A 20,531-nucleotide genomic window follows, 5' to 3' on the forward strand; every position below is an offset into this window, starting at 1 on the left:
GCGCGGCCGCGGGGCTAAGCCCGCAGCCGTTCGATCCCCTGCGCCAGCGCGACATAGAGCTTGCCCATGTCCGACGAGAGCAGCGTCACGCCCAGCGGCGATCCGTCGCGCAACGCCAGGATCTGGCGCAGCATCGCCTCGAAATCGTGGATGTAGCGGTTGACGTTGTCGCGGAAGCCCTCGTCCTCGCCGTACAGCCGGTGGATATCGCGCGCCTCTCCGGCGTCGAGCAGCCGCACGGCGCGGCGGGTGAAGACCCCCCGATCGCCCTTCAGATAGGCCGACCATGCGCTGTCGGTCACCTCGGCCGAGAACACCTTGGTGATGTCGATCGAGGCCGAATTGAGCGCTTCGATCAACAGCGAGACGCGGCGGGCGAAATTGTCGCTGTCGTTCTTCTCATGCTCGGCGCGTGCGGTGTCGATCTGACGGTCCACCGCGGCCGTGGTCTCGGCCAGCGCGAGCATCTGTTGCGTCAGCCGCTCGGACGCGCGCGTGGCGGCGGTCACCGCAGCCTCGGTCGTCTCGGCCAGCTCGGCGAGCTGGCGGCGCACCGTGGCGTCAACGGCCCGGCTCAGCGCGTCATGGCCCGCATCCTCCAGCGCGGCGGCGGCCTGGGGCACGATGGAGGCGAGCGTCTCGCGCGCATGCGCCGCGGCCTGGGCGGAGGTCTCGCGCACGCGCAGCAGCGCATCGACGAGCTGCGGCGCAGCCTCCTCGGCAAAGCGGCGCGTGGTGGAGATCGCGTCGTCCACGATCGTCTCCAGCGCGTCGGCCTTCTCGCGGCCGTCGGCCAGCGTGTCGAGCAGCGACTGCTGCGTCTTGGCCAGCGTATCGCGCTGCTGGCGGACCACGTCGGCGATCGCCTCGATCGCGTCGTGCGTGCTCTCCGCCGCGGTGACGAGTGCGAGCAGCTCGGGCTTGGAATCCGCCACCACCTTGCGGCTGGCGGCGATGCGCGCGTCGAGCCGGTCGAGCGCCTCGGGCATGCTCTCGTCCATTTCGCGGGCAACGGCGTCCAGCGCGGTCAACAGGCTGTCGGAGGTGCCGATCACGCCGCGCGCGGTTTCCTCGCCCGCGCGCATCGAAGCGCCCATCGCGTCGAAGCTCTCGGTCAGCGCGCTGATCGAGGCGGCGAGGCCCTGCGCGCGGTCCATCCCGGCGGCGTGCATCACCGCGAACTCGCGATCGGCGGTCTTCAGCGCATCGGTGATCGACTGGAACAGCGCCTCGCTACGGTCCTTCTGCTCGCCGAGCTGGCCGGACACGCGCGTCACCGCTTCCTCGATCGCGCCGATGCTGGTGCCCAGCGCCTCGATATGATCCTTGCCGGTGCGATCGAGCGCGGCCTGGTTGGCGTTGAGCATCGCCAGCATCGCCTCGCCCTGGGCGGCGATGCCTTTGCGCGCCTCGTCCACCCCGGCGGCGGCGCGATCCAGCACCTCGTCCACCGCCGTGGACATCTCTGCGGTGACCTTTTCCAGCCGGGCGCTGGCGGTCTCGCTCGTCGCCTCCATCCGGGCGATATGGGCGGCCAGTCGTTCGGCCGCGCCGCCCGCGACGGCGTCCGCTTCGCGCCCGCGTTCGGCCAGCGCGGTGAGCTGGACGTCGAGCGCGGCGGCGCGCTGGCCCGCGGCCAGCCCCGCCTCGTCGGCGCGCGCGGCGATCTGGTGCAGCTCCTCGCCCGCGCGGGGCAGCGAGGTAAGCACCACCTCCACCCTCCGCTCGGCGTCGATCACCGCCTCGCGCAGCGCCTGGGTGCTGGCGTCAACCGATCGCACCTGATGGCTCATCGCCTGCGCCAGCGTGTTCATCCGCTCGCTCGCGCTTTCGCCCATGGAGGCAAGCGCGCCCGCCTGTTCGGCGAGCAGGCGGCGGTTCTCCTCGATCCGCGCGGCCAGCGCTCCGACGGTCGCCTCCAGGCTGGCGGCCTCGGCACGCATCGCCCGCGCGGTGGCGCCGAAGCGCCGCGCCTCGGCCGAGCTGGTACGCAGCATCATCAGATAGAGGATGCCGATCAGCGCGGGCGGCACGCAAACCGCGGCGACGAACTCGATCAGCCCCAGCGGGCTCAGCCCCTCGCGCTGCACCGATGGCAGGAAATATCCGACCACGCCGCCCCAGGCGATCACCAGCAGCGATGCGACCAGCGGCGCCACCCAGCCGAAGCGGGGACGGGCGGGAAGATCCTCCGCCCCGTCGTGCAATACGGGGACGGGCGCTGGAACGGGTTCCGGAACGAAGGGGGCGGCCGCGGCGGGCGCGGGTTCCGGCTCCGCGGCCTCCGCCTCGGTCAGCACCAGCTCCTCGCCGTCCTCGATCGGCGTGGCGAGCACGGATTCCTTCTTCGTTCTCGCGGTCATGGAACCCGTTTATCATATTTCGGCTGCGGACCAACTCCGTAAGAAACGAAAGATTAAGTGCTTCTCCGCTAGGCTGCGGCACATGGCGTATGATCCGGGTGCAATCGATGCGACGTTGGCGGCGGCGGTGGGCGACGAGCCCGCGCTGATCGCGGAGCTTCGCGAGGCGTTCCTCGACGGCGTTAAGCGCGGTCTGGAGAATATGAAGTCTGCCGGGACGCCCGATGCCTGGACCAGCGCCGCGCTGCGCCTGAAGGGGCTTGCCGCCAGTTTCGGCGCGGTGCGCCTGATGGCGTTGGCCAACGAGGCCGCCACCGGCCAGGCCCATGACGCCGCCGTGCTGCGCCGCCTCCACCGGGCGATCGACCGGCTGTAACCGGCGGCTCCAGCGCGGGCGGCCCCGCCGCTATCGCTTGCGGCTCAGCTCGCGCATCGCGTCGTCCAGGCCTTGCAGCGACAGCGGGTACATGCGGTCCTGCATCAGCTCGCGGATCAGGCGGGTGGATTGCGAATAGCCCCAATGCGCCTCGGCCACCGGGTTCAGCCACACCGCGGCGGGATAGGTGTTGGTCACGCGCTGCATCCACACCGCGCCCGGCTCTTCGTTGAAATGCTCCACCGATCCGCCGGGGTGGCTGATCTCATAGGCGCTCATCGCCGCGTCGCCGACGAAGATCACCTTGTAATCATGGCCGTATTTGTGGAGCACGTCCCAGGTGGGCGTGCGCTCGGTAAAGCGGCGGCGGTTGTCCTTCCACACGCCTTCGTACAGGCAGTTGTGGAAATAGAAGAACTCCAGGTTCTTGAACTCGCTGGTCGCCGCGGAGAACAGCTCCTCGCACAGCTTGATGTGCGGGTCCATCGATCCGCCGACGTCCAGGAACAGCAGCAGCTTTACCGCATTGTGCCGTTCGGGCCGCATGTGGATGTCCAGCCAGCCCTGGCGCGCGGTGCCCTCGATCGTCGCGTCCAGGTCCAGCTCCTCGGCGGCACCTTCGCGGGCGAAGCGGCGCAGGCGGCGCAGCGCGACCTTGATGTTGCGCGTCCCCAGCTCCTTGGTGGAATCCAGGTTGCGGTATTCGCGGCCTTCCCACACCTTGATCGCGCGCTTGTGCTTGCTCTCGCCGCCGATGCGCACGCCCTCGGGATTATATCCGGAATTGCCGAAGGGGCTGGTGCCGCCGGTGCCGATCCACTTGCTGCCGCCCTGGTGGCGGCCCTGCTGTTCCTCCAGCCGCTGCTTCAGCGTCTCCATGATCTCGTCCCACGATCCGAGCGACTGGATCTTCTCCATCTCCTCGGGCGTCAGGAACTTCTCCGCGATCGCCTTCAGCCAGTCCTCGGGCACTTCGGCGGGCGCCACGCCATAGCTGGAGGAGATGCCGCGAAAGACCTTGGCGAACACCTGGTCGAACCGGTCCAGCAGCCCCTCGTCCTTCACGAAGGTGGCGCGGGCGAGATAGTAGAAGGCCTCGGGCGTGCGCGCGATCACGTCGCGGTCCAGCGCCTCCAGCAGCACCAGATGCTCCTTCATGCTCGCCTGGATGCCGGCGGCGCGCAGCTCGTCGATGAAGGAAAAGAACATGGCCTATCGTGCTCCAGCGGCGTCCCGCTCGTACAGCTTCCAGTGCGTGCCGGAAAGGCCGGTGGGGTGCCCCTCTGCCACCACATGATAGCGCGCGCCGCAGCGTGCCGGGCTGTCCGGGAAGGGCTGATCGCCGTCGCGATCCAGGAACAGGAAGCGGGCGGGCGGGCAGGGGGCCTCCACCAGCTCCAGCGGATAGCGCCGCGCCGCCGCCGCCATGCGCAGCACCGGGGCCGATCGCGGATGCTCCACCGCCGCCTGCGCACCCCCGGAGGCGGCCGCGGCGATCGCCTCCAGCGCCTTGCCCGGATCGGCGCGCAGGTTGCGCACCATGCGCAGGTCGGTGATCAGCGAGGCAACGGTCACCAGCAGCATCAGCACCCGCGCCGGCCAGCGAAAGGGGTGGCCGGGCATCAGCCGCGGCCCGGTGCGGATCGCGATCAGCATCAACGCGGCGGCGCCCGCGATCAGATGATAGCGCGGGGCGCCGCTGTTCGCCGCCCGGATCGCCGCCACGCCCAGCGGGATCGCCAGCGCCAGCAACAGGAAGCGCAGGTCGCGCCGCGGCCCCGGCCGCGCCTCCGGCGTGTCGGCGGGCGCGAGCAGAAGCAGCCCGGCGATCAGCGCCAGCGGACCGCCCAGCGCCGCGAGCAGCATCGCCCCCACGCCATCGAACCAGCTTCCGAAGGAAAAGGGCTCAAGATTGCCCATCTGCAATCCGCCGCCCCGCGCATGCGCCGCGCCGAACACCATCGCCACCACCGCCACGGCGGGCAGCGCCAGCGGCACCAGCACCCGTGCGGCGGTCTTCAGCGCGGCGGCGTTCACGCCGTCGCGGCACAGGCACCACAGCACCCACATCGCCATCGCCGCCAGGCCGAACACCATGGTGAGCTGCGCCAGCATGCCCAGCAGCACGATCAGCCCCAGCGCGATCCACGGCACCGGCCTCGCGCTATCGTCCAGCCATCGCGCCACGATCAGCACCGCCGCCAGCAGCGCGAGCAGCATCGGCGCATAGCCCCGCGCCTCCGCGCCATAGGTCACCAGCAGCGGCGATATGGCGAACAGCAGCGCCGCCAGCACCGCCGCCGCCCGGCTGTGCCGCAGCGCGATCACCGCGGCCAGCGGGATCGCCGCCGTGCCGCACGCGATCGAAAGCGCGCGCTGGAGCATCGGGCTGGCCCCCGGCCCGGCGATCTGGAGCCACAGGCTGTTCAGATGGTGGTTGTTGTCGTGATTGATGCCCAGCAGCACGCCCATCGGCGTCCCCGCGTCGATCGCCATCGCCGCCGACCACGCCTCGTCCAGCCACAGCGCGCCCTGCGCCGCCGCCAGCCGCAGCGCCAGGCCCAGCAGCGCCAGCCCCCCGATCGCGCCCCACAGGCGCGCGCGCGGGCTCAAATGCCCGCCCCCCGGGGGCTCAGCAGGCGGCGAACCGGGGGCATCCGGATCAGCGCGGCGGCAACCAACAGCACGGTCATCGTCACGCCCAGCGCCATGCTGTCGGCCCGGCCGATGCGGCCCGAGTAGCTGTAGGCGAAGATGAACCAGATCAGCCATATGCCCGTGGTGTGGAGCCGTTTCCAGTTTCGGCCTAGCGCCCGCATTGCCGCGTCGCTGGAGGTGACGGCCATTGCGAACATCGCCGCATATCCCGCCCCGCCTACGATGAAGGTGATCAGCGGCCGGGTGGTGTCGGTCGCCAGCAACTGCCAGGTGAAGCAGGCGCCATGGATTGTGTGGGCTGCGGCAAAGCCCAGCCCGGCATAACGCCGCTGACGCAACAGCGCGGTGAAGACCCCGCCGTACATCTGGTGCAGCGGCCGTGCGGCAAAGGCGGCGAGGAACCACAGGACGGACCAGCGCGCGGTGAGCCGCGTGGCCGCCGCGATCCGCTCGTCGAAGCTGCCGGGCATGGCCGCCGCGCCCGCACAGATCGCCAGCGCTCCTGTGGCGGCGACGGCGATCAGCCAGGGCTTGCGGCCGCCCGCCATCGGGCGCTCAGCTCGCGGGCGGCGGGGCGGGGGGCTGGCCCGGATGCTGTTCCAGCGCCGGATCGATCACCGCCCAGTCCGGCGCCTCGGCGGTCCAGATCGCCATGCGCGGGGCCAGCCCGTGCGGCTCGTCCAGGAAGCCGAGGCGCAGCGTGCGGAACTGCGGCCGGGCCGAGGAACGGCCCATCACCGGCGTACCGCAGCGCGGGCAGAAGCTCTGTGTCAGCGTGTTGCCGCTCGCCGCCACATAGGCTGTGTCGGCCAGCTCGCCCGAAATGATCACATCGGCGGTCGCGAACATCGCGTTGGTGGTGGGCGATCCTGCCGCGATCTTGCGGCATTGCGCGCACCAGCATTGGCGCACCGCCGCCGGTTCGCCGCGGATCTCGGCGGTCACGGCACCACAGGCGCAGCGGCCGGAATAGGGCGCTCCCACGCCCGCCTCAGCCGTTGCGCCGCGCCATGAAGGCGAGGCGTTCGAACAGCATGATGTCCTGCTCGTTCTTCAGCAGCGCGCCGTGCAGCGGGGGGATCGCCTTTGTGGGGTCCTTGGCCTGGAGCACGTCCAGCGGCATATCCTCGTGCAGCAGCAGTTTCAGCCAGTCGAGCAGCTCGCTGGTGGACGGCTTCTTCTTCAGCCCCGGCACCTCGCGCACCGAATAGAAGATATCCATCGCCTTACCCACCAGGATCTTCTGGATGCCGGGGAAATGGACGTCGACGATCGCCTGCATCGTCTCGCGGTCCGGGAACTTGATATAGTGGAAGAAGCAGCGGCGCAGGAAGGCGTCGGGCAGCTCCTTCTCGTTGTTGCTGGTGATGACGACGATCGGGCGCTCGGCGGCGCGAACCGTCTCGCCGGTCTCGTACACATGGAATTCCATGCGATCGAGTTCGTGGAGAAGGTCGTTGGGAAACTCGATGTCGGCCTTGTCGATCTCGTCGATCAGCAGCACGGGGAGCTGCGGGCTGGTGAAGGCGTCCCACAGCTTGCCGCGCTTGATGTAGTTGCCGATCTCATGCACGCGCGGATCGCCGAGCTGGCCGTCGCGCAGCCGCGCCACCGCGTCATATTCGTACAGGCCCTGGTGCGCCTTGGTGGTGGATTTGATGTTCCATTCGATCAGCGGGGCGCCCACCGCCTTGGCGATCTCATAGGCCAGCACGGTCTTTCCCGTGCCGGGCTCGCCCTTGACGAGCAGGGGGCGCCGCAGGGTGACGGCGGCATTGACCGCGACCTTCAGGTCATCGGTCGCGACATAGCTTTGGGTGCCTTCGAAACGCATGGCCAACGGGATAGAGAACCCGTGGCCGCTTGCAACCCTTTCGCTGGGCAGGCGGCCCGATGGCTGGCCTTTCGGGCGGCGTTCAGTGGCGCTCGCGGGCTCCGGCGCGGGCCTCCAGCAGGTCGAACAGCGCGCGGTGCTGGGCGAACATCTGCTGCGCGCCGAACAGCAGCGCGCGTTCCACCGCCGCCTCGCGGACCAGCGTATCGACGATGGTCATCGTCTCTTCCGCCAGCGGCAGCGCCAGCGGCGGCGCATCGATGCCCAGCCGCGCGGCCGCGCTGTCCAGCACGGTGCGCACCGCGGCCCAGTCGACCGCCAGCGCCAGCGCGGCGCCCGACGGGGTGCCGGTGCGATCCGATTGCGCCAGCATGTCCAGCGCGTGGCGCTGGGCGGCGGCGGCGGCTTCCGATTCGGCCTGGCCGGGCGTGCTGGGCAGCGGGCCGGCCGCGGCCACGATCCGCACCAGAAGGGCGCGCTCCTCGGCGAAGGCTTCGGCCGCTGCCTCCAGCCACTCGCGCTCGGCGGGCTGGCGGGCATGTTCCAGCGCGTGATCGATCACGCCGGGATGCCGTGCATGCAGCAGGCACAAATAATGGGCGGCATCGGCCAGGTCGCGCGCCGGCGCGCCGGGGCCGGTCAGGCGGAGAAGGTGCGGATGCGCGGCGACGCCGTCGGACGCGGCCAGCGCGCCCATCGCTCCCCAGGCACCGCTCAATCGCGCGATCTGAATGGAGTCGAACGGCATAAGTCCCCTGGAAAAAGCTGACTGCCCACCCGCCCGGAAGCGGTCAGCGATCAATGCCATCACGGGATATACCGAAGCGCGTAAAGACGTGGTTTATTTGGGGTTTACCAGCACGAAACCGCTGTACCGGCCTGGGATTTCCCGGCCGGCGCCGGGTGTTCGCCATCTGCCCGGCGCGGCCAGGCCCATCGCGGGCGTGCCCGTCGCCGGGGCGGGGATCAGGACCCCGCCCGCGCCGTGGCCGGGCCGGGCTCCGGCCGGTCGGCGGGAAGCTGGCCCGCCTCGGCCTTCAGCGCCGCGGCCTTTTCCGCGGGGCAGGGGCCGGGCTCGCCCAGGCTGAGCGCGGCGACGCCCTGGCTCATCCCGTGCAGGATGCCGGCATAGGCCATCGCCTTGCCCGCATAGCCGTTGGCCCGCAGCGCGCGCATGAAGGGCAGGAACGATCCCTCGCGCCAATCGAGCTGGCATGCCTCCATCTGCGCCGAAAGATCGCCGCGGCGGATGATCTTCACCTCCAGCGCGCGCGGCATCAGGGGGCGGGCGAATTCCTCGGGCGTCTCTGGCGGCACCTTGGTCCCGTCGTCCAGCACCGCTTCGGCGATGTTGATCCGCGCCAGATAGGTCAGCCCCTCCACCTTCTCCGGCGTGGGTTCGCGCGATTGCGCGGCGGCGGGCAGGGCGGCGCAGACCAGCCCCGCCGCCATCGCCGCGCGGATCGCCAGCCTATTGATCGAGGAAGCTCCGCATCTTGCGCGAACGCGAGGGGTGCTTGAGCTTGCGCAGCGCCTTCGCCTCGATCTGGCGGATGCGCTCGCGCGTCACGCTGAACTGCTGGCCGACCTCTTCCAGCGTGTGATCGGTGTTCATGCCGATGCCGAAGCGCATGCGCAGCACGCGCTCCTCGCGCGGGGTGAGGCTGGCCAGGACGCGGGTGACCGTTTCCTTCAGGTTCGCCTGGATCGCGGCGTCCACCGGGATGACGGCGTTCTTGTCCTCGATGAAATCGCCCAGGTGCGAATCCTCCTCGTCGCCGATCGGCGTTTCGAGGGAGATCGGCTCCTTGGCGATCTTCATCACCTTGCGCACCTTCTCCAGCGGCATGGAGAGGCGCTCGGCCATTTCCTCGGGCGTGGGCTCGCGGCCCTGCTCGTGCAGGAACTGGCGGCTGGTGCGCACCAGCTTGTTGATCGTCTCGATCATGTGGACCGGGATGCGGATCGTGCGCGCCTGGTCCGCGATGGATCGCGTGATCGCCTGGCGGATCCACCAGGTGGCATAGGTGCTGAACTTGTAGCCGCGGCGATACTCGAACTTGTCCACCGCCTTCATCAGGCCGATGTTGCCCTCCTGGATCAGGTCCAGGAACTGCAGGCCGCGGTTCGTGTACTTCTTGGCGATGGAAATCACGAGGCGCAGGTTGGCCTCCACCATTTCCTTCTTGGCGATGCGGGCCTCGCGCTCGCCCTTCTGCACCATGTTCACGATGCGGCGGAACTCGTTGAGGCTCATGCCGGTCTGCTGGGCGATCTCGGCGATCTCGGTGCGGATGCGGTCCACCGCCGGCGCCTCGGTGGTGGCGAAGGCGGCCCATTTGCGGTCCAGCTTCTCGACGGTAACCAGCCAGTTCTCGTCCAGCTCATGGTCGACATAGCGGTCGAGGAAGTCCTTGCGGCTGACCTTGTGGCGCTCGGCAAGGCGCAGCATCTGGCCGCCCAGCGCGGTCAGGCGCCGGTTATAGCTGTAGAGCTGGTCGACCAGATATTCGATCTTCGCCTGGTGGAACTGCACCGATTCCACCTCGGCGGTCAGCTCCTCGCGCAGCTTCTGGTATTTGCGCTCGTCGGCACCGGGCAGCTCGCCGCCGGCCGCCATCGCGTCCAGCCGCTGCTGCTGCACCTTCGCGAACTTCTTGTAGATCGCGGTGATGTTGGCGAACTTCTCCAGGCTCTGCGGCTTGAGCTGCTCCTCCATCTGGGCGAGGCTCAGCGTATTGTCTTCGTCGTCCTCTTCCACCGGGCGGCGGGCGCGGCGTTCGGTCATCGATTCCTCGTCCTCGTCCTCGGACGATTCCTCCTCGATGTCCTCTTCCTCCTTGTAGGAGGGGCCGGCGGTCTTCTCGCTGATCTCGCCGTCGCCTTCGCCTTCCTCGTCGGTCAGGCTTTCGGGCGCGGGGTCCTTGGAGAGCATCGCGTCGAGATCCAGGATCTCGCGAAGCTGCATCGTGCCCTCGTTGAGCGCGTTCGACCAGCCGATGATGGCGTTGAAGGTGATCGGGCTTTCGCACAGGCCCAGGATCATCGTGTCGCGGCCGGCTTCGATGCGCTTGGCGATGGCGATCTCGCCCTCGCGGCTGAGCAGCTCAACCGCGCCCATCTCGCGCAGGTACATGCGCACCGGATCGTCGGTGCGGTCGACCGTTTCCTTCTTCTTGATCTCGAAGGCGGGGGAGGAATCGTCGCCGCCGTCGCCGGAATCGACCTCGTCGACCGGGTCTTCCTCGGCCTCGCCGTCCTCGCCGGCATCCTCGTTCTCGACGACGTTGACGCCCATGTCGCTGAGCGCGGACATCACGTCCTCGATCTGCTCGGACGTGAACTGGTCCTGGGGCAGCATCTCGTTGAGCTGATCCACGGTGATGTATCCGCGCTTCTTCGCGCGGGCGATCAGCTTCTTGATCGAACCTTCGTTGAGATCGATCAGCGGGGCATCGCCCGCCTCGATCGTATCGTCGCCACCAGCGCCGCCGTTGGTCTTCGCCATCTATTGCCCTCGAAACACAGGATGGCGGCTATTTTACACCGCCCCTATTCGTCAAAATTCTCTTCTTCTGCAAGCGTCAGATTCGCAAGCCGGACTTCCAGCTCCTGACGCCTCTGCAGCAACGCCACCTGACGGGCAAAAGCCTCGTCGGTGAAATGCTCGGCAACGCTTGCGGTTGCCTCCGCCAGCGCCGCATCCACGGCCGGTCTTTCGACCATCACCGTGATCGCTTCGTTCAAATCCTCGCGCGCGCGATCCGCGTCGGCCGGTTCGGCCCGGTTGAACGAATAGTTGAGCCCATCGGCCCGCAACAGCTCGTCCGCGATCCCGCCGAAGCCGGACCTGCCCAATATGGTGAGGATGTCCGCGCTATCAAGCTGGCGCTGTTCCACCGCCACGTCGATCACCGCGTCGAACAGCCTGCCCAGCGCGCCGGAGACCGAGCGTAGGCTGCCCAGCACCTCCATGTGCCGTGCGATCTCGGCCGGATGGCGGATCAGCCCGGCCAGCACCGCCTTGGCCAGCACGGGATCGATCCCTGCGGTGCCCACGCCCCTGGCCACCGCGCCCACGGGGCGGGGGGGCTCGCGCCAGCCGCCGCGCGGCCCTCCGCCGGGTCGGCCGCGTTCGCGCGGGCGGAATTCGCGCGGGGCCGGCGCGAAATGATCGTCGAAGCGGCGGCGGAACTCGGCGAGATATTCCTGCCGCACGGATGGATCCGCGATCGTCTGCGCCAGCGCCGACAGCCGCTTGCGCAGCCCTGCTCGCGCCTCCGGCGTTTCCAGCGGCTCGGCGGCCAGCTCGTGCGACCAGATGCGGTTGACCAGCGGTTCCGGCTTCGCCAGCAGCGCTTCGAACGCCCCTGCGCCCTTCGCGCGGATCAGGTCGTCGGGGTCCATGCCGTCGGGGATGGTGACGAACGCCAGGCTGCGGCCAGGCTCCAGCAGCGGCAGCGCGCGATGGGCGGCGCGGATCGCGGCCTTCTGCCCCGCGGCGTCGCCATCGAAGCACAGCAGCGGCACCTCCGCCATGCGCCACAGCCGCGCGAGCTGATGCTCGGTCAGCGCGGTGCCCAGCGGCGCCACCGCCTCGCCGAACCCCGCCTGGGCCAGCGCGATCACGTCCATATAGCCTTCGACCGCGATCACCCGCCCGCTCTTGCGCGCCGCCGCCTGCGCACGATCGAGGTTGTAGAGCGTGCGCCCCTTATCGAAGAGCGGGGTGTCCGGCGAGTTCAGATATTTGGGCTCGCCGTCTCCGATCACGCGCCCGCCGAACGCGATCACCCGCCCGCGCTGATCGCGGATCGGGATCATCAGCCGCCCGCGAAACCGGTCATAGGGCTCCTTGCCCTCGACGCTGATCAGCAGCCCGGCCTCGACCAGCATGGCATCGCCATAGGTCTTGAGCGCGTCCTTCAGCTTACCGCGCGAATCGGGCGCGAAGCCCATGCCGAAGGTGCGTGCCGTCTCCTCCCGGATGCCGCGCCGATGGAGCAGCGCCCGCGCTTCGCCGCCCTCGATGCCGTAGAGCCGCTCGGTGAACCACTGGGCGGCGTCGGCCATCGCCTCGTGCAGCCCCTTGGCCCGCTCGGCGCGTTCGGCGGCGTGGCGGTCCTGCTCGGGCATGTCGAGCCCGGCCGCCTGCGCCAGCTCCTTCACCGCATCGATGAACGGCAGCCCGCGCTGCTCCGTCATCCACCGGATCGCATCGCCATGCGCCCCGCAGCCGAAGCAATTTCCGGTCAGGATATCGTCATCAAGCGCGAAGGCGTGGTCCTCCGGCACTTGCGCGCAATAGACTTGCTCGATCCGATCGGTGGGCGTGACTCCGCGAACGGTCCAGCGCAGCCGATCGAAAGCCTTTGAATGGGACTCGAAACGCTCGCGTGCGACCGTCATCAGAAACATCTCGGGCACGAGGCTGGATGCCGCGAAGTGGATCCGGTAAATCTCGGAAATGGCGTCGTCGATTCCGCGGCGCGATTGAGTCGTTCGGCCATAGGTAACGATGCCGAGCGTGCTCGAAATGTCCCGAACGGCTTGAAGATGCGCCGGATTCGCGCTGTGAAGCATCACAGTGCCGTCCTTTGCAACATGACCGTCGGCTGCGAGATATCCGGCCAGGAAGCCGAGGAGATAGGCCTCGCTCGATCGGGGATCGGGCAAGCGCTTCATGCCATCGAACGCCCGCCCGCCATAGATTTGCAGATATGGCTTGCCCGGAGCGCGTTCCTTGAGCGCATGGCGCTGATCCGGGAACCAGCTCGCGAGCGCCATGTTGGCGGGTCCATGAAGATTAATGGTCCCGTACTTGCCATGGTACATGGTGCCGTCGCCGAAGACCAGGCCATGGCGGACGCCATCGGGATCGATTTCCCAAGCGCTGCGCCGATCCGGCGTTACGGCTTCCAGCCTGGCGCCGGGCCTGAGGTCCGACGTGAGTACTTCCGTCCTGCGCCCCCGGGTGAACCATCGATGCCGCGATGTGGCGAGAATCGATTTCCGGACCCCGTTCCGGCTGAGTTCGATCGCCCATAGCCGCTGCGTTCCATAGGCGGAGAAGGGGGCCGCGATCCACCGGCCGCTGGGACCGAGTATTTCCGCGGTGGAGCCGGACAAGTCGCCGATTTGTGCGCGCCCTTTCCGTGTGAGAACCACCGTCTCGGATGCAAGGCAATGATAGAAGCCCTTGTCGTCGTTGACGTAGAAGCTGGGGCTCTTCTCGTTATGGAAGGGGCAGCACGCGCGCCACTCCCGCCCCGCGCGCTGGAGCTTCACCGATTTGCCGATCAAGCCGGACAGATGCGTCCGCGCGCGCAGCTCGTCGAGGAAGGCGGGGGTGAGCGTCATTGCCCGGCGCGCAACTCTGCGCTCCCCTCCCGCTTGCGGGAGGGGTTGGGGGAGGGGTGTTCAGCGAGCACGCGCTGGCTTTCGGCCACTACACCCTCCAGATTGGCCAGCACCTCATGGTTCCAGAAGCGAATCACGCGAAAGCCATTATCCTCCAGATATCGCGTGCGACCGGCGTCTGCCGCGATGCCGTGCTGTCCGCCGTCGACCTCTACGATCAATTTACGCGAGCGCGCCACGAAATCGCAGATGAACGGCCCGACGACCACCTGCCGGTTGAACCGCGCATCCGCGACCTTCCGGGCGCTCAGCGCTCGCCAAAGGGCGACTTCGGCGTCGGTCGGGTTGCTTCTGACTTGCCGGGCACGACTCCGCGGTTCCATCGCGCAATCATTCCCTCCCCCAACCCCTCCCGCAAGCGGGAGGGGAGTCATTTAGGCGCCCTCCCGTAGCGGGAGGGGAGTCATTTGGGCGCCGTCCTGTAATCGGGAGGAGCTAGGGCGCGTTACGACAGCGCCGCCTTCACCGCCGCGCTCGCCTTGCCCATGTCGATCACGCTGCCGTGGCGGGCCTTCAGCTCGGCCATCACGCGGCCCATGTCCTTCAGGCCGGTCGCGCTCAGTTCCGCCTTGATCGCGTCGATCGCGGCGGCGGTCTCGGCGTCGCTGAGCTGTTGCGGCAGGAAGCGTTCGATCACCGCCACCTCGGCCTCTTCCGCGGCGGCCAGCTCCTCGCGGTTGCCCTTGCGATACAGCTCGATCGATTCGCGGCGCTGCTTCACCATTTTCTGCAGCACCTCCACCACCAGCGCGTCGTCGCTGTCGGGCGCCTTGCCGGTACGGGCCTCGATGTCGCGGTTCTTGATAGCGGCCTGGATCAGCCGGATCGCCGCGGTGCCCGCCTTGTCGCCTGCCTTCATGGAGGTCACCAGCGCAGCCTTGATGTCGTCGCGTATCATGTTGCTCTCGTTGAATCGGAAAGCCTGTTGATAGCGGCGAGAAGCGGTTGACGCGAGGGGGGCAGGGGTCTAGCGGGCGAGCCTTAGCGACATCGCCGGAACCCAAGTAGGAGCGCCCCCGTACCATGGCCGACGCCAAGCCCGTGACTGTGCCTGAAGGAGCGACGGGCGTTTTGGTGCTGGCCAGCGGGGACGTGTTGTGGGGCCGCGGCTTCGGCGCCGAGGGCGAGGCGGTGGGCGAGGTGTGCTTCCACACCGCGATGACCGGCTACCAGGAGATCATGACCGATCCCAGCTTCGCCGGGCAGATCATCAACTTCACCTTCCCCCATATCGGCAACGTCGGCGCCAATCCCGAGGACCTGGAAGCGGAGGACCCGCACGCGCTGGGCATGATCGTGCGCCAGGACGTGACGGAGCCCAGCAACTTCCGCTCGGTCGAGCGGCTCGACGCCTGGATGCGCAAGCATGATCGGGTCGGCCTGTCGGGCATCGACACGCGCGCGCTGACCCGCAAGATCCGGCTGGAGGGCGCCCCCAACGGCGTGATCGCGCATCACGCGGACGGCAGGTTCGATATCCCGTTGCTGCTCGACATGGCCCGCAAATGGCCGGGGCTGGAGGGGATGGACCTGGCGATTACGGTCAGCGTCGAGACGCATTACGGCTGGGAAGGCGGCGTGTGGCGCCTGGGCTTCGGCTATGGGCCGGAGGGCGCGGAGGACGGCCGCCCGCATGTCGTGGCGATCGATTACGGCGCCAAGCGCAACATCTTCCGCAATCTGGTGAAGGCCGGCGCGAAGGTGACGGTGCTGCCGGCCACCGCCACCTATGAGCAGGTGATGTCGTTCAATCCGGACGGCATCTTCCTTTCGAACGGCCCCGGCGATCCGGCGGCGACCGGCGAATATGCCGTGCCGGTGATCCGGCGGCTGCTGGATACGGGCAAGCCGCTGTTCGGCATCTGCCTGGGCCACCAGCTCCTCGGCATCGCGGTGGGTGCCAGCACCAGCAAGATGCACCAGGGCCACCGCGGCGCGAACCACCCGGTCAAGCGCCTGTCGGACGGGCTGGTCGAGATCACCAGCATGAACCACGGCTTCGCGGTGGAAAGCGCGACACTGCCCGCGAACGCGCGCGAGACGCATGTGTCGCTGTTCGACGGCAGCAACTGTGGCTTCGAGCTGACGGATCGCCCGGCGTTTTCGGTGCAGTACCACCCCGAGGCGAGCCCGGGGCCGCAGGACAGCTTCTATCTGTTCGAGCGGTTCGTGGGGATGATGGCGTGAGTATGCAGGCGGAAGCTGATCAACAAAAGATATTGCAGTACTTATACGACCGGTTGGCGAGTGGAGACTCTCGCTATTGCACTATACCGACGATTCGAAAGAACACGGATGTTGGAGGATCGAATCAATACGTCCTTACTCTAACCGATGACCTTGAAATCGGTGGGTATATCACCACGCGCCAAGCCTATCAGATGTCGGGTGGAAGGCTCTTTCAAATAACTGCGGCAGGGATCGATTTTATCGAATCTGGCAACCGGATCGTCGGCGTACAGAGCGCGGTTTGGACCGGAAGGCTTGATATCTCTGAGGCACGGAAGGCAGAGATCAGACATAAGCTCTCCGAAATTCGTAGAATTATTGAGCAATCGAGGCTTTCAAACTCTCAACGTGCGAACGCGCTCGCTGTGATCGAGGCAGCAGATATTCTTGTTGAGACACCTGACCCTTTGTGGCCTGAAATCATGAGGCTCTTGAGATCTCCTGTGCTTGCGAATTTGAATGGCGTTGCATCACTTGTGCTCGCCATCGTCGGAATCATCCTTACGGCAGCGAATATGTGATGTCTGAGCGTCTCGATATCTCCTCTGAGGTTGCCATGGCACCTCTCTCCCTCGCCCCCTTCAGGGGGAGAGGGAAGAGCCGTGCAGCGGCGAAGGGAGAGGGGGGACAGTGTATTCCCTCGCAAGCCAATCGTGCGTCCCGCGCATCCAATCCCCTGGATCCGAAGTATGCGCGGACGTCAGAGATCGCGCCCCAACGCCATCAGGATCGCACGCGCCAGGCCTTCCGGATTGGTCATTACCTCGTTGTTGCCGAAGCGGATGACGCGCCAGCCTTCCGCTTCAAGCGCGGCGGTTCGGGTCGCGTCATGCTCCGCCGCGCCCGGCAGCGCGTGGGTCTCTCCGTCCAGCACTACGATCAGACGTTCGGAGCGGGCGGCGAAGTCGGCGATGTACGGCCCTACCGGCAATTGCCGGACGAACTTGATGCCCTGCAATCTGCCGGCGCGCAGGATTTCCCACAGCGCGCGCTCGGGTTCGCTCATCCCGCCGCGCAGTTCCCTGGCCCGCGCCCTCGCTTGAGCGTTCCGCTTCGCCACTCTGTGGCCCCCCTCTCCCCAACCCCTCTCCCCCTGAAGGGGGCGAGGGGCATCATGGTCTAGCAAATGCCCAAACGCACTGACATCTCCTCCATCCTCGTCATCGGCGCAGGCCCGATCGTCATCGGCCAGGCGTGCGAGTTCGACTATTCGGGCACGCAGGCCATCAAGGCGCTGAAGGAAGAGGGCTATCGCATCGTCCTGGTCAATTCGAACCCGGCGACGATCATGACCGATCCCGATCTGGCCGACGCGACCTATGTCGAGCCGATCACGCCCGCGGTGGTGGCCAAGATCATCGAGAAGGAGCGGCCCGATGCGGTGCTGCCCACGATGGGCGGCCAGACCGCGCTCAACACCGCGCTCGCGCTGGCGCAGGACGGCACGCTGGACAAGTTCGGCTGCATCATGATCGGCGCCGACGCGGAGGCGATCGACAAGGCCGAGGACCGCCAGAAGTTCAAGGCGGCGATGGACAAGATCGGGCTGGAATCCGCCCGCTCCGCCATCGCCCACAGCGTCGAGGAGGCGCTGGAGGGGCTGAAGCGCACCGGCCTGCCCGCGATCATCCGCCCCAGCTTCACGCTGGGCGGCACCGGCGGCGGCGTCGCCTACAACAAGGAAGAGTTCGTCGAGATCGTCCGCAAGGGCCTGGACGCATCGCCGACCACCGAGGTGCTGATCGAGGAATCGCTGCTCGGCTGGAAGGAATATGAGATGGAGGTCGTCCGGGACCGGAACGACAACGCCATCATCGTCTGCTCGATCGAGAACATCGATCCGATGGGTGTCCACACGGGCGATTCCATCACGGTCGCGCCCGCGCTGACGCTGACCGACAAGGAATATCAGATCATGCGCAACGCCAGCATCGCTGTGCTGCGCGAGATCGGCGTGGAAACCGGCGGATCGAACGTCCAGTTCGCGGTGAATCCGAAGGACGGCCGGCTGGTCGTGATCGAGATGAACCCGCGCGTCAGCCGTTCCTCGGCGCTGGCTTCGAAGGCCACCGGCTTCCCGATCGCCAAGGTCGCGGCCAAGCTGGCCGTGGGCTATACGCTCGACGAGATCGAGAACGACATCACCAAGGCGACGCCGGCCAGCTTCGAGCCGACGATCGACTATGTCGTCACCAAGATTCCGCGGTTCGCGTTCGAGAAGTTCAAGGGCGCCGAGCCGGTGCTTTCCACCGCGATGAAATCGGTGGGCGAGGTGATGGCGATCGGCCGTTCGATCCATGAGAGCCTGCAAAAGGCGCTGCGCGGGCTGGAGACCGGCTTGTCGGGCTTCAACAACGTCGATCGCCTGGAAGGCGCATCGCGTGACGAGATCGAGGCGGCGCTGGCGGTCCAGTCGCCGGACCGGCTGCTCGCCGCCGCCCAGGCGCTGCGCGAGGGTTTCACCGTGGACGAGGTCCATGCGCTGACGAAGTTCGATCCCTGGTTCCTCAATCGCATCGCGGAGATCGTCGCGGCGGAGAATGAGGTGATCGCGGGCGGGCTGCCGCAGGACGCGGCGGGCATGCGCCGGCTGAAGGCGATGGGCTTCAGCGACAAGCGGCTGGCGTGGCTGGCGCTCAAGTCGGCGAACCTGCCCGCGGGCACCGAGCGCGGCATCGCCCGCGGATCGGGCCTGATCCATGAGGTCGTCCAGGCGATGACCGGCGGCGTCACCGAGCAGGAGGTGCGCGCGCACCGCCACCGGCTGGGCGTGCGCCCGGTGTTCAAGCGGATCGATACCTGCGCCGCCGAGTTCGAGGCGATTACGCCCTATATGTACTCGACCTATGAGGCGCCCAGCTTCGGCGAGCCCGAGAATGAGGCGCAGCCGAGCGACCGGCGCAAGATCGTGATCCTGGGCGGCGGCCCGAACCGGATCGGGCAGGGGATCGAGTTCGACTATTGCTGCTGCCACGCCTGCTTCGCGCTGGCGGACGCGGGCTATGAGACGATCATGGTCAACTGCAATCCGGAAACGGTGAGCACCGATTACGACACGTCCGACCGCCTCTATTTCGAGCCGCTGACCGCCGAGGACGTGCTGGAGATCCTGGAGGTCGAGAAGTCGAAGGGCGAGCTGGTCGGCGTGATCGTCCAGTTCGGCGGGCAGACCCCACTCAACCTGGCGAAGGCGCTGGAGGATGCGGGCATCCCGATCCTGGGAACCAGCCCCGACGCGATCGACCTGGCCGAAGACCGCGAGCGTTTCGCCGCGCTGGTGGCGAAGCTGGGGCTGCACCAGCCCGCCAACGGCATCGCGCGCAGCCGCGACGAGGCGATCGCGGTGGCCGAACGCATCGGCTATCCGGTGCTGATGCGGCCGAGCTACGTGCTTGGCGGCCGCGCGATGGAGATCGTCGATACCCCCGCGCAGCTCGACGACTATATCCAGACGGCGGTTCAGGTGTCGGGCGACAGCCCGGTGCTGATCGACCAGTATCTGCGCGACGCGATCGAGGTGGACGTGGACGCCATCGCCGATGGCGACGATGTGGTGGTGGCCGGCGTGCTTCAGCATATCGAGGAGGCGGGCGTCCATTCGGGCGACAGTGCCTGCTCGATCCCCCCCTACAGCCTGCCCGACGAGATCGTGTGGGAGATCGAGCGCCAGGCGAAGGCGCTGGCCCGCGCGCTGAGCGTCAAGGGGCTGATGAACATCCAGTTCGCGGTGAAGGACGGCCAGGTCTATCTGATCGAGGTCAATCCGCGCGCCAGCCGCACCGTGCCCTTCGTCGCCAAGGCGATCGGCGTCCCCATCGCCAAGATCGCCAGCCGCGTGATGGCGGGGGAGAAGCTGAAGGACCTGCCGGCGATCGATCGCGACATCGATTATATCGCGGTGAAGGAGGCGGTGTTCCCCTTCAATCGCTTCCCGGGCGTCGATCCGGTGCTTTCGCCGGAGATGAAATCGACCGGCGAGGTGATGGGCATCGATCGCGATTTCGCGACCGCCTTCGCCAAGGCTCAGCTTGGCGCGGGATCGGTGCTGCCCTCGGCCGGATCGCTGTTTGTCAGCGTGAAGGACGGGGACAAGGCGCAGATACTGCCCGCGGTGGCGATGCTGGCCGAACAGGGCTTTGCGATCGTCGCCACCGGCGGGACGGCCGATTTCCTGGAGGCCGCGGGCATCGCGGTAGAGCGGATCAACAAGGTGGCTCAGGGCCGCCCCCACATCGTGGACCGCATCCGCGACGGCGGGATCGAGCTGATCTTCAACACCACCGAGGGCTGGCAGTCGTTGAAGGATTCCGCGGACATCCGCCGCTGCGCGCTTGCCCAGAAAATCCCGTATTTCACAACCGCTCCGGCCAGCGTGGCGGCGGCGCAGGCGATCGTGGCGCTTGCCGGGCAGAGCCTGTCGGTACGTCCGCTGCAGGACTATTACGCGACGCGCGGATAGGCGGACGGTTCCGGGATTCCCGCTCCGGCAAGCGCCGGGGCCGGGCAGGCCGATCGGGAGCAGCGGCGGGGCCGTGCCCGCGATGCTTGAAACTTGGCGGTTCCGGCCTTACTATTCGCATTCGCACAATTGATCCCCCCAATCCCGGTTGATGTGCGGGCGGCCCGTCCAAAGGGCCGCTTGGGAACGGGG

17 protein-coding genes are annotated in these 20,531 nt (G+C 67.6%); 4 read left to right on the forward strand and 13 right to left on the reverse strand.

Annotation, left to right across the window (positions count from 1 at the left end; translation table 11 throughout):
• Window positions 1-14: 14 nt before the first annotated feature.
• Window positions 15-2,363 carry a coiled-coil domain-containing protein gene (locus OM513_RS12325; protein WP_264944642.1) on the reverse strand — a complete coding sequence of 783 codons (2,349 nt, stop codon included), beginning with the start codon at window positions 2,361-2,363 and terminating at the stop codon, window positions 15-17.
• 82 nt (window positions 2,364-2,445) lie between these two features.
• Between OM513_RS12325 and OM513_RS12330 the strand changes: the two genes are divergently transcribed.
• Entirely contained in the window at window positions 2,446-2,739 is a 294-nt protein-coding gene (locus OM513_RS12330) for an Hpt domain-containing protein (protein WP_264944643.1), read from the forward strand.
• Between the two features lie 30 nt (window positions 2,740-2,769).
• Here the strand turns inward: OM513_RS12330 and OM513_RS12335 are convergent, their stop codons facing one another.
• From OM513_RS12335 to OM513_RS12390, 11 genes are all read right to left on the reverse strand, one after another.
• Window positions 2,770-3,948, reverse strand: a complete 1,179-nt coding sequence (locus OM513_RS12335) for a vWA domain-containing protein (RefSeq protein ID WP_264944645.1) — start codon at window positions 3,946-3,948, stop codon at window positions 2,770-2,772.
• Between the two features lie 3 nt (window positions 3,949-3,951).
• Window positions 3,952-5,352, reverse strand: coding sequence for a glycosyltransferase family 39 protein (locus OM513_RS12340; protein ID WP_264944647.1), 1,401 nt, complete (start codon window positions 5,350-5,352; stop codon window positions 3,952-3,954).
• On the reverse strand, window positions 5,349-5,945 hold the full coding sequence (locus OM513_RS12345; RefSeq protein WP_264944648.1) for a cytochrome b family protein: 597 nt from the start codon (window positions 5,943-5,945) through the stop codon (window positions 5,349-5,351). The genes OM513_RS12340 and OM513_RS12345 overlap by 4 nt, the downstream gene beginning before the upstream one ends.
• A 7-nt stretch (window positions 5,946-5,952) precedes the next feature.
• Window positions 5,953-6,381 (reverse strand): GFA family protein, encoded by a 429-nt coding sequence (locus tag OM513_RS12350; RefSeq protein WP_452653520.1) that lies wholly within the window; start codon window positions 6,379-6,381, stop codon window positions 5,953-5,955.
• A gap of 7 nt (window positions 6,382-6,388) precedes the next feature.
• On the reverse strand, window positions 6,389-7,231 hold the full coding sequence (locus OM513_RS12355) for an AAA family ATPase (protein WP_264944650.1): 843 nt from the start codon (window positions 7,229-7,231) through the stop codon (window positions 6,389-6,391).
• Between the two features lie 82 nt (window positions 7,232-7,313).
• A complete protein-coding gene (locus OM513_RS12360; RefSeq protein ID WP_264944652.1) occupies window positions 7,314-7,928 on the reverse strand; it encodes a DUF6975 family protein in 615 nt (204 codons plus the stop codon).
• A gap of 269 nt (window positions 7,929-8,197) precedes the next feature.
• Complete coding sequence (locus OM513_RS12365; RefSeq protein WP_264944653.1) at window positions 8,198-8,683, reverse strand: hypothetical protein; 486 nt, start codon at window positions 8,681-8,683, stop codon at window positions 8,198-8,200.
• A gap of 19 nt (window positions 8,684-8,702) precedes the next feature.
• On the reverse strand, window positions 8,703-10,739 hold the full coding sequence (gene rpoD, locus OM513_RS12370) for an RNA polymerase sigma factor RpoD (protein WP_264944654.1): 2,037 nt from the start codon (window positions 10,737-10,739) through the stop codon (window positions 8,703-8,705).
• Between the two features lie 44 nt (window positions 10,740-10,783).
• On the reverse strand, window positions 10,784-13,591 hold the full coding sequence (dnaG, locus tag OM513_RS20825) for a DNA primase (RefSeq protein WP_380916322.1): 2,808 nt from the start codon (window positions 13,589-13,591) through the stop codon (window positions 10,784-10,786).
• Window positions 13,588-13,974: an endonuclease domain-containing protein gene (locus tag OM513_RS12385; RefSeq protein ID WP_264944656.1), complete on the reverse strand. Its 387-nt coding sequence runs from the start codon at window positions 13,972-13,974 to the stop codon at window positions 13,588-13,590. The genes dnaG and OM513_RS12385 overlap by 4 nt, the downstream gene beginning before the upstream one ends.
• A 122-nt stretch (window positions 13,975-14,096) precedes the next feature.
• Window positions 14,097-14,549, reverse strand: a complete 453-nt coding sequence (locus OM513_RS12390; protein ID WP_264944657.1) for a GatB/YqeY domain-containing protein — start codon at window positions 14,547-14,549, stop codon at window positions 14,097-14,099.
• A gap of 125 nt (window positions 14,550-14,674) precedes the next feature.
• Here OM513_RS12390 and carA point away from each other — a divergent pair, with 125 nt between their 5' ends.
• Together carA and OM513_RS12400 are read left to right on the forward strand one after the other, a co-directional pair.
• Window positions 14,675-15,838, forward strand: a complete 1,164-nt coding sequence (gene carA, locus OM513_RS12395; protein ID WP_264944658.1) for a glutamine-hydrolyzing carbamoyl-phosphate synthase small subunit — start codon at window positions 14,675-14,677, stop codon at window positions 15,836-15,838.
• Window positions 15,835-16,401, forward strand: a complete 567-nt coding sequence (locus OM513_RS12400) for a hypothetical protein (protein ID WP_264944660.1) — start codon at window positions 15,835-15,837, stop codon at window positions 16,399-16,401. Before carA ends, OM513_RS12400 begins: the two co-directional genes overlap by 4 nt.
• 179 nt (window positions 16,402-16,580) lie before the next feature.
• Here OM513_RS12400 and OM513_RS12405 read toward each other — a convergent pair whose 3' ends face one another.
• A complete protein-coding gene (locus OM513_RS12405) occupies window positions 16,581-16,940 on the reverse strand; it encodes an endonuclease domain-containing protein (RefSeq protein ID WP_264944661.1) in 360 nt (119 codons plus the stop codon).
• Window positions 16,941-17,006: 66 nt separating this feature from the next.
• On the opposite strand from OM513_RS12405, the gene carB reads away from it, so the two are divergent.
• Window positions 17,007-20,339 (forward strand): carbamoyl-phosphate synthase large subunit, encoded by a 3,333-nt coding sequence (gene carB / locus OM513_RS12410; RefSeq protein WP_264944663.1) that lies wholly within the window; start codon window positions 17,007-17,009, stop codon window positions 20,337-20,339.
• Window positions 20,340-20,531: the final 192 nt, after the last annotated feature.

This window comes from Sphingomonas canadensis (assembly GCF_026013525.1).
GTDB classification, from domain to species: Bacteria; Pseudomonadota; Alphaproteobacteria; order Sphingomonadales; family Sphingomonadaceae; genus Sphingomonas; species Sphingomonas canadensis.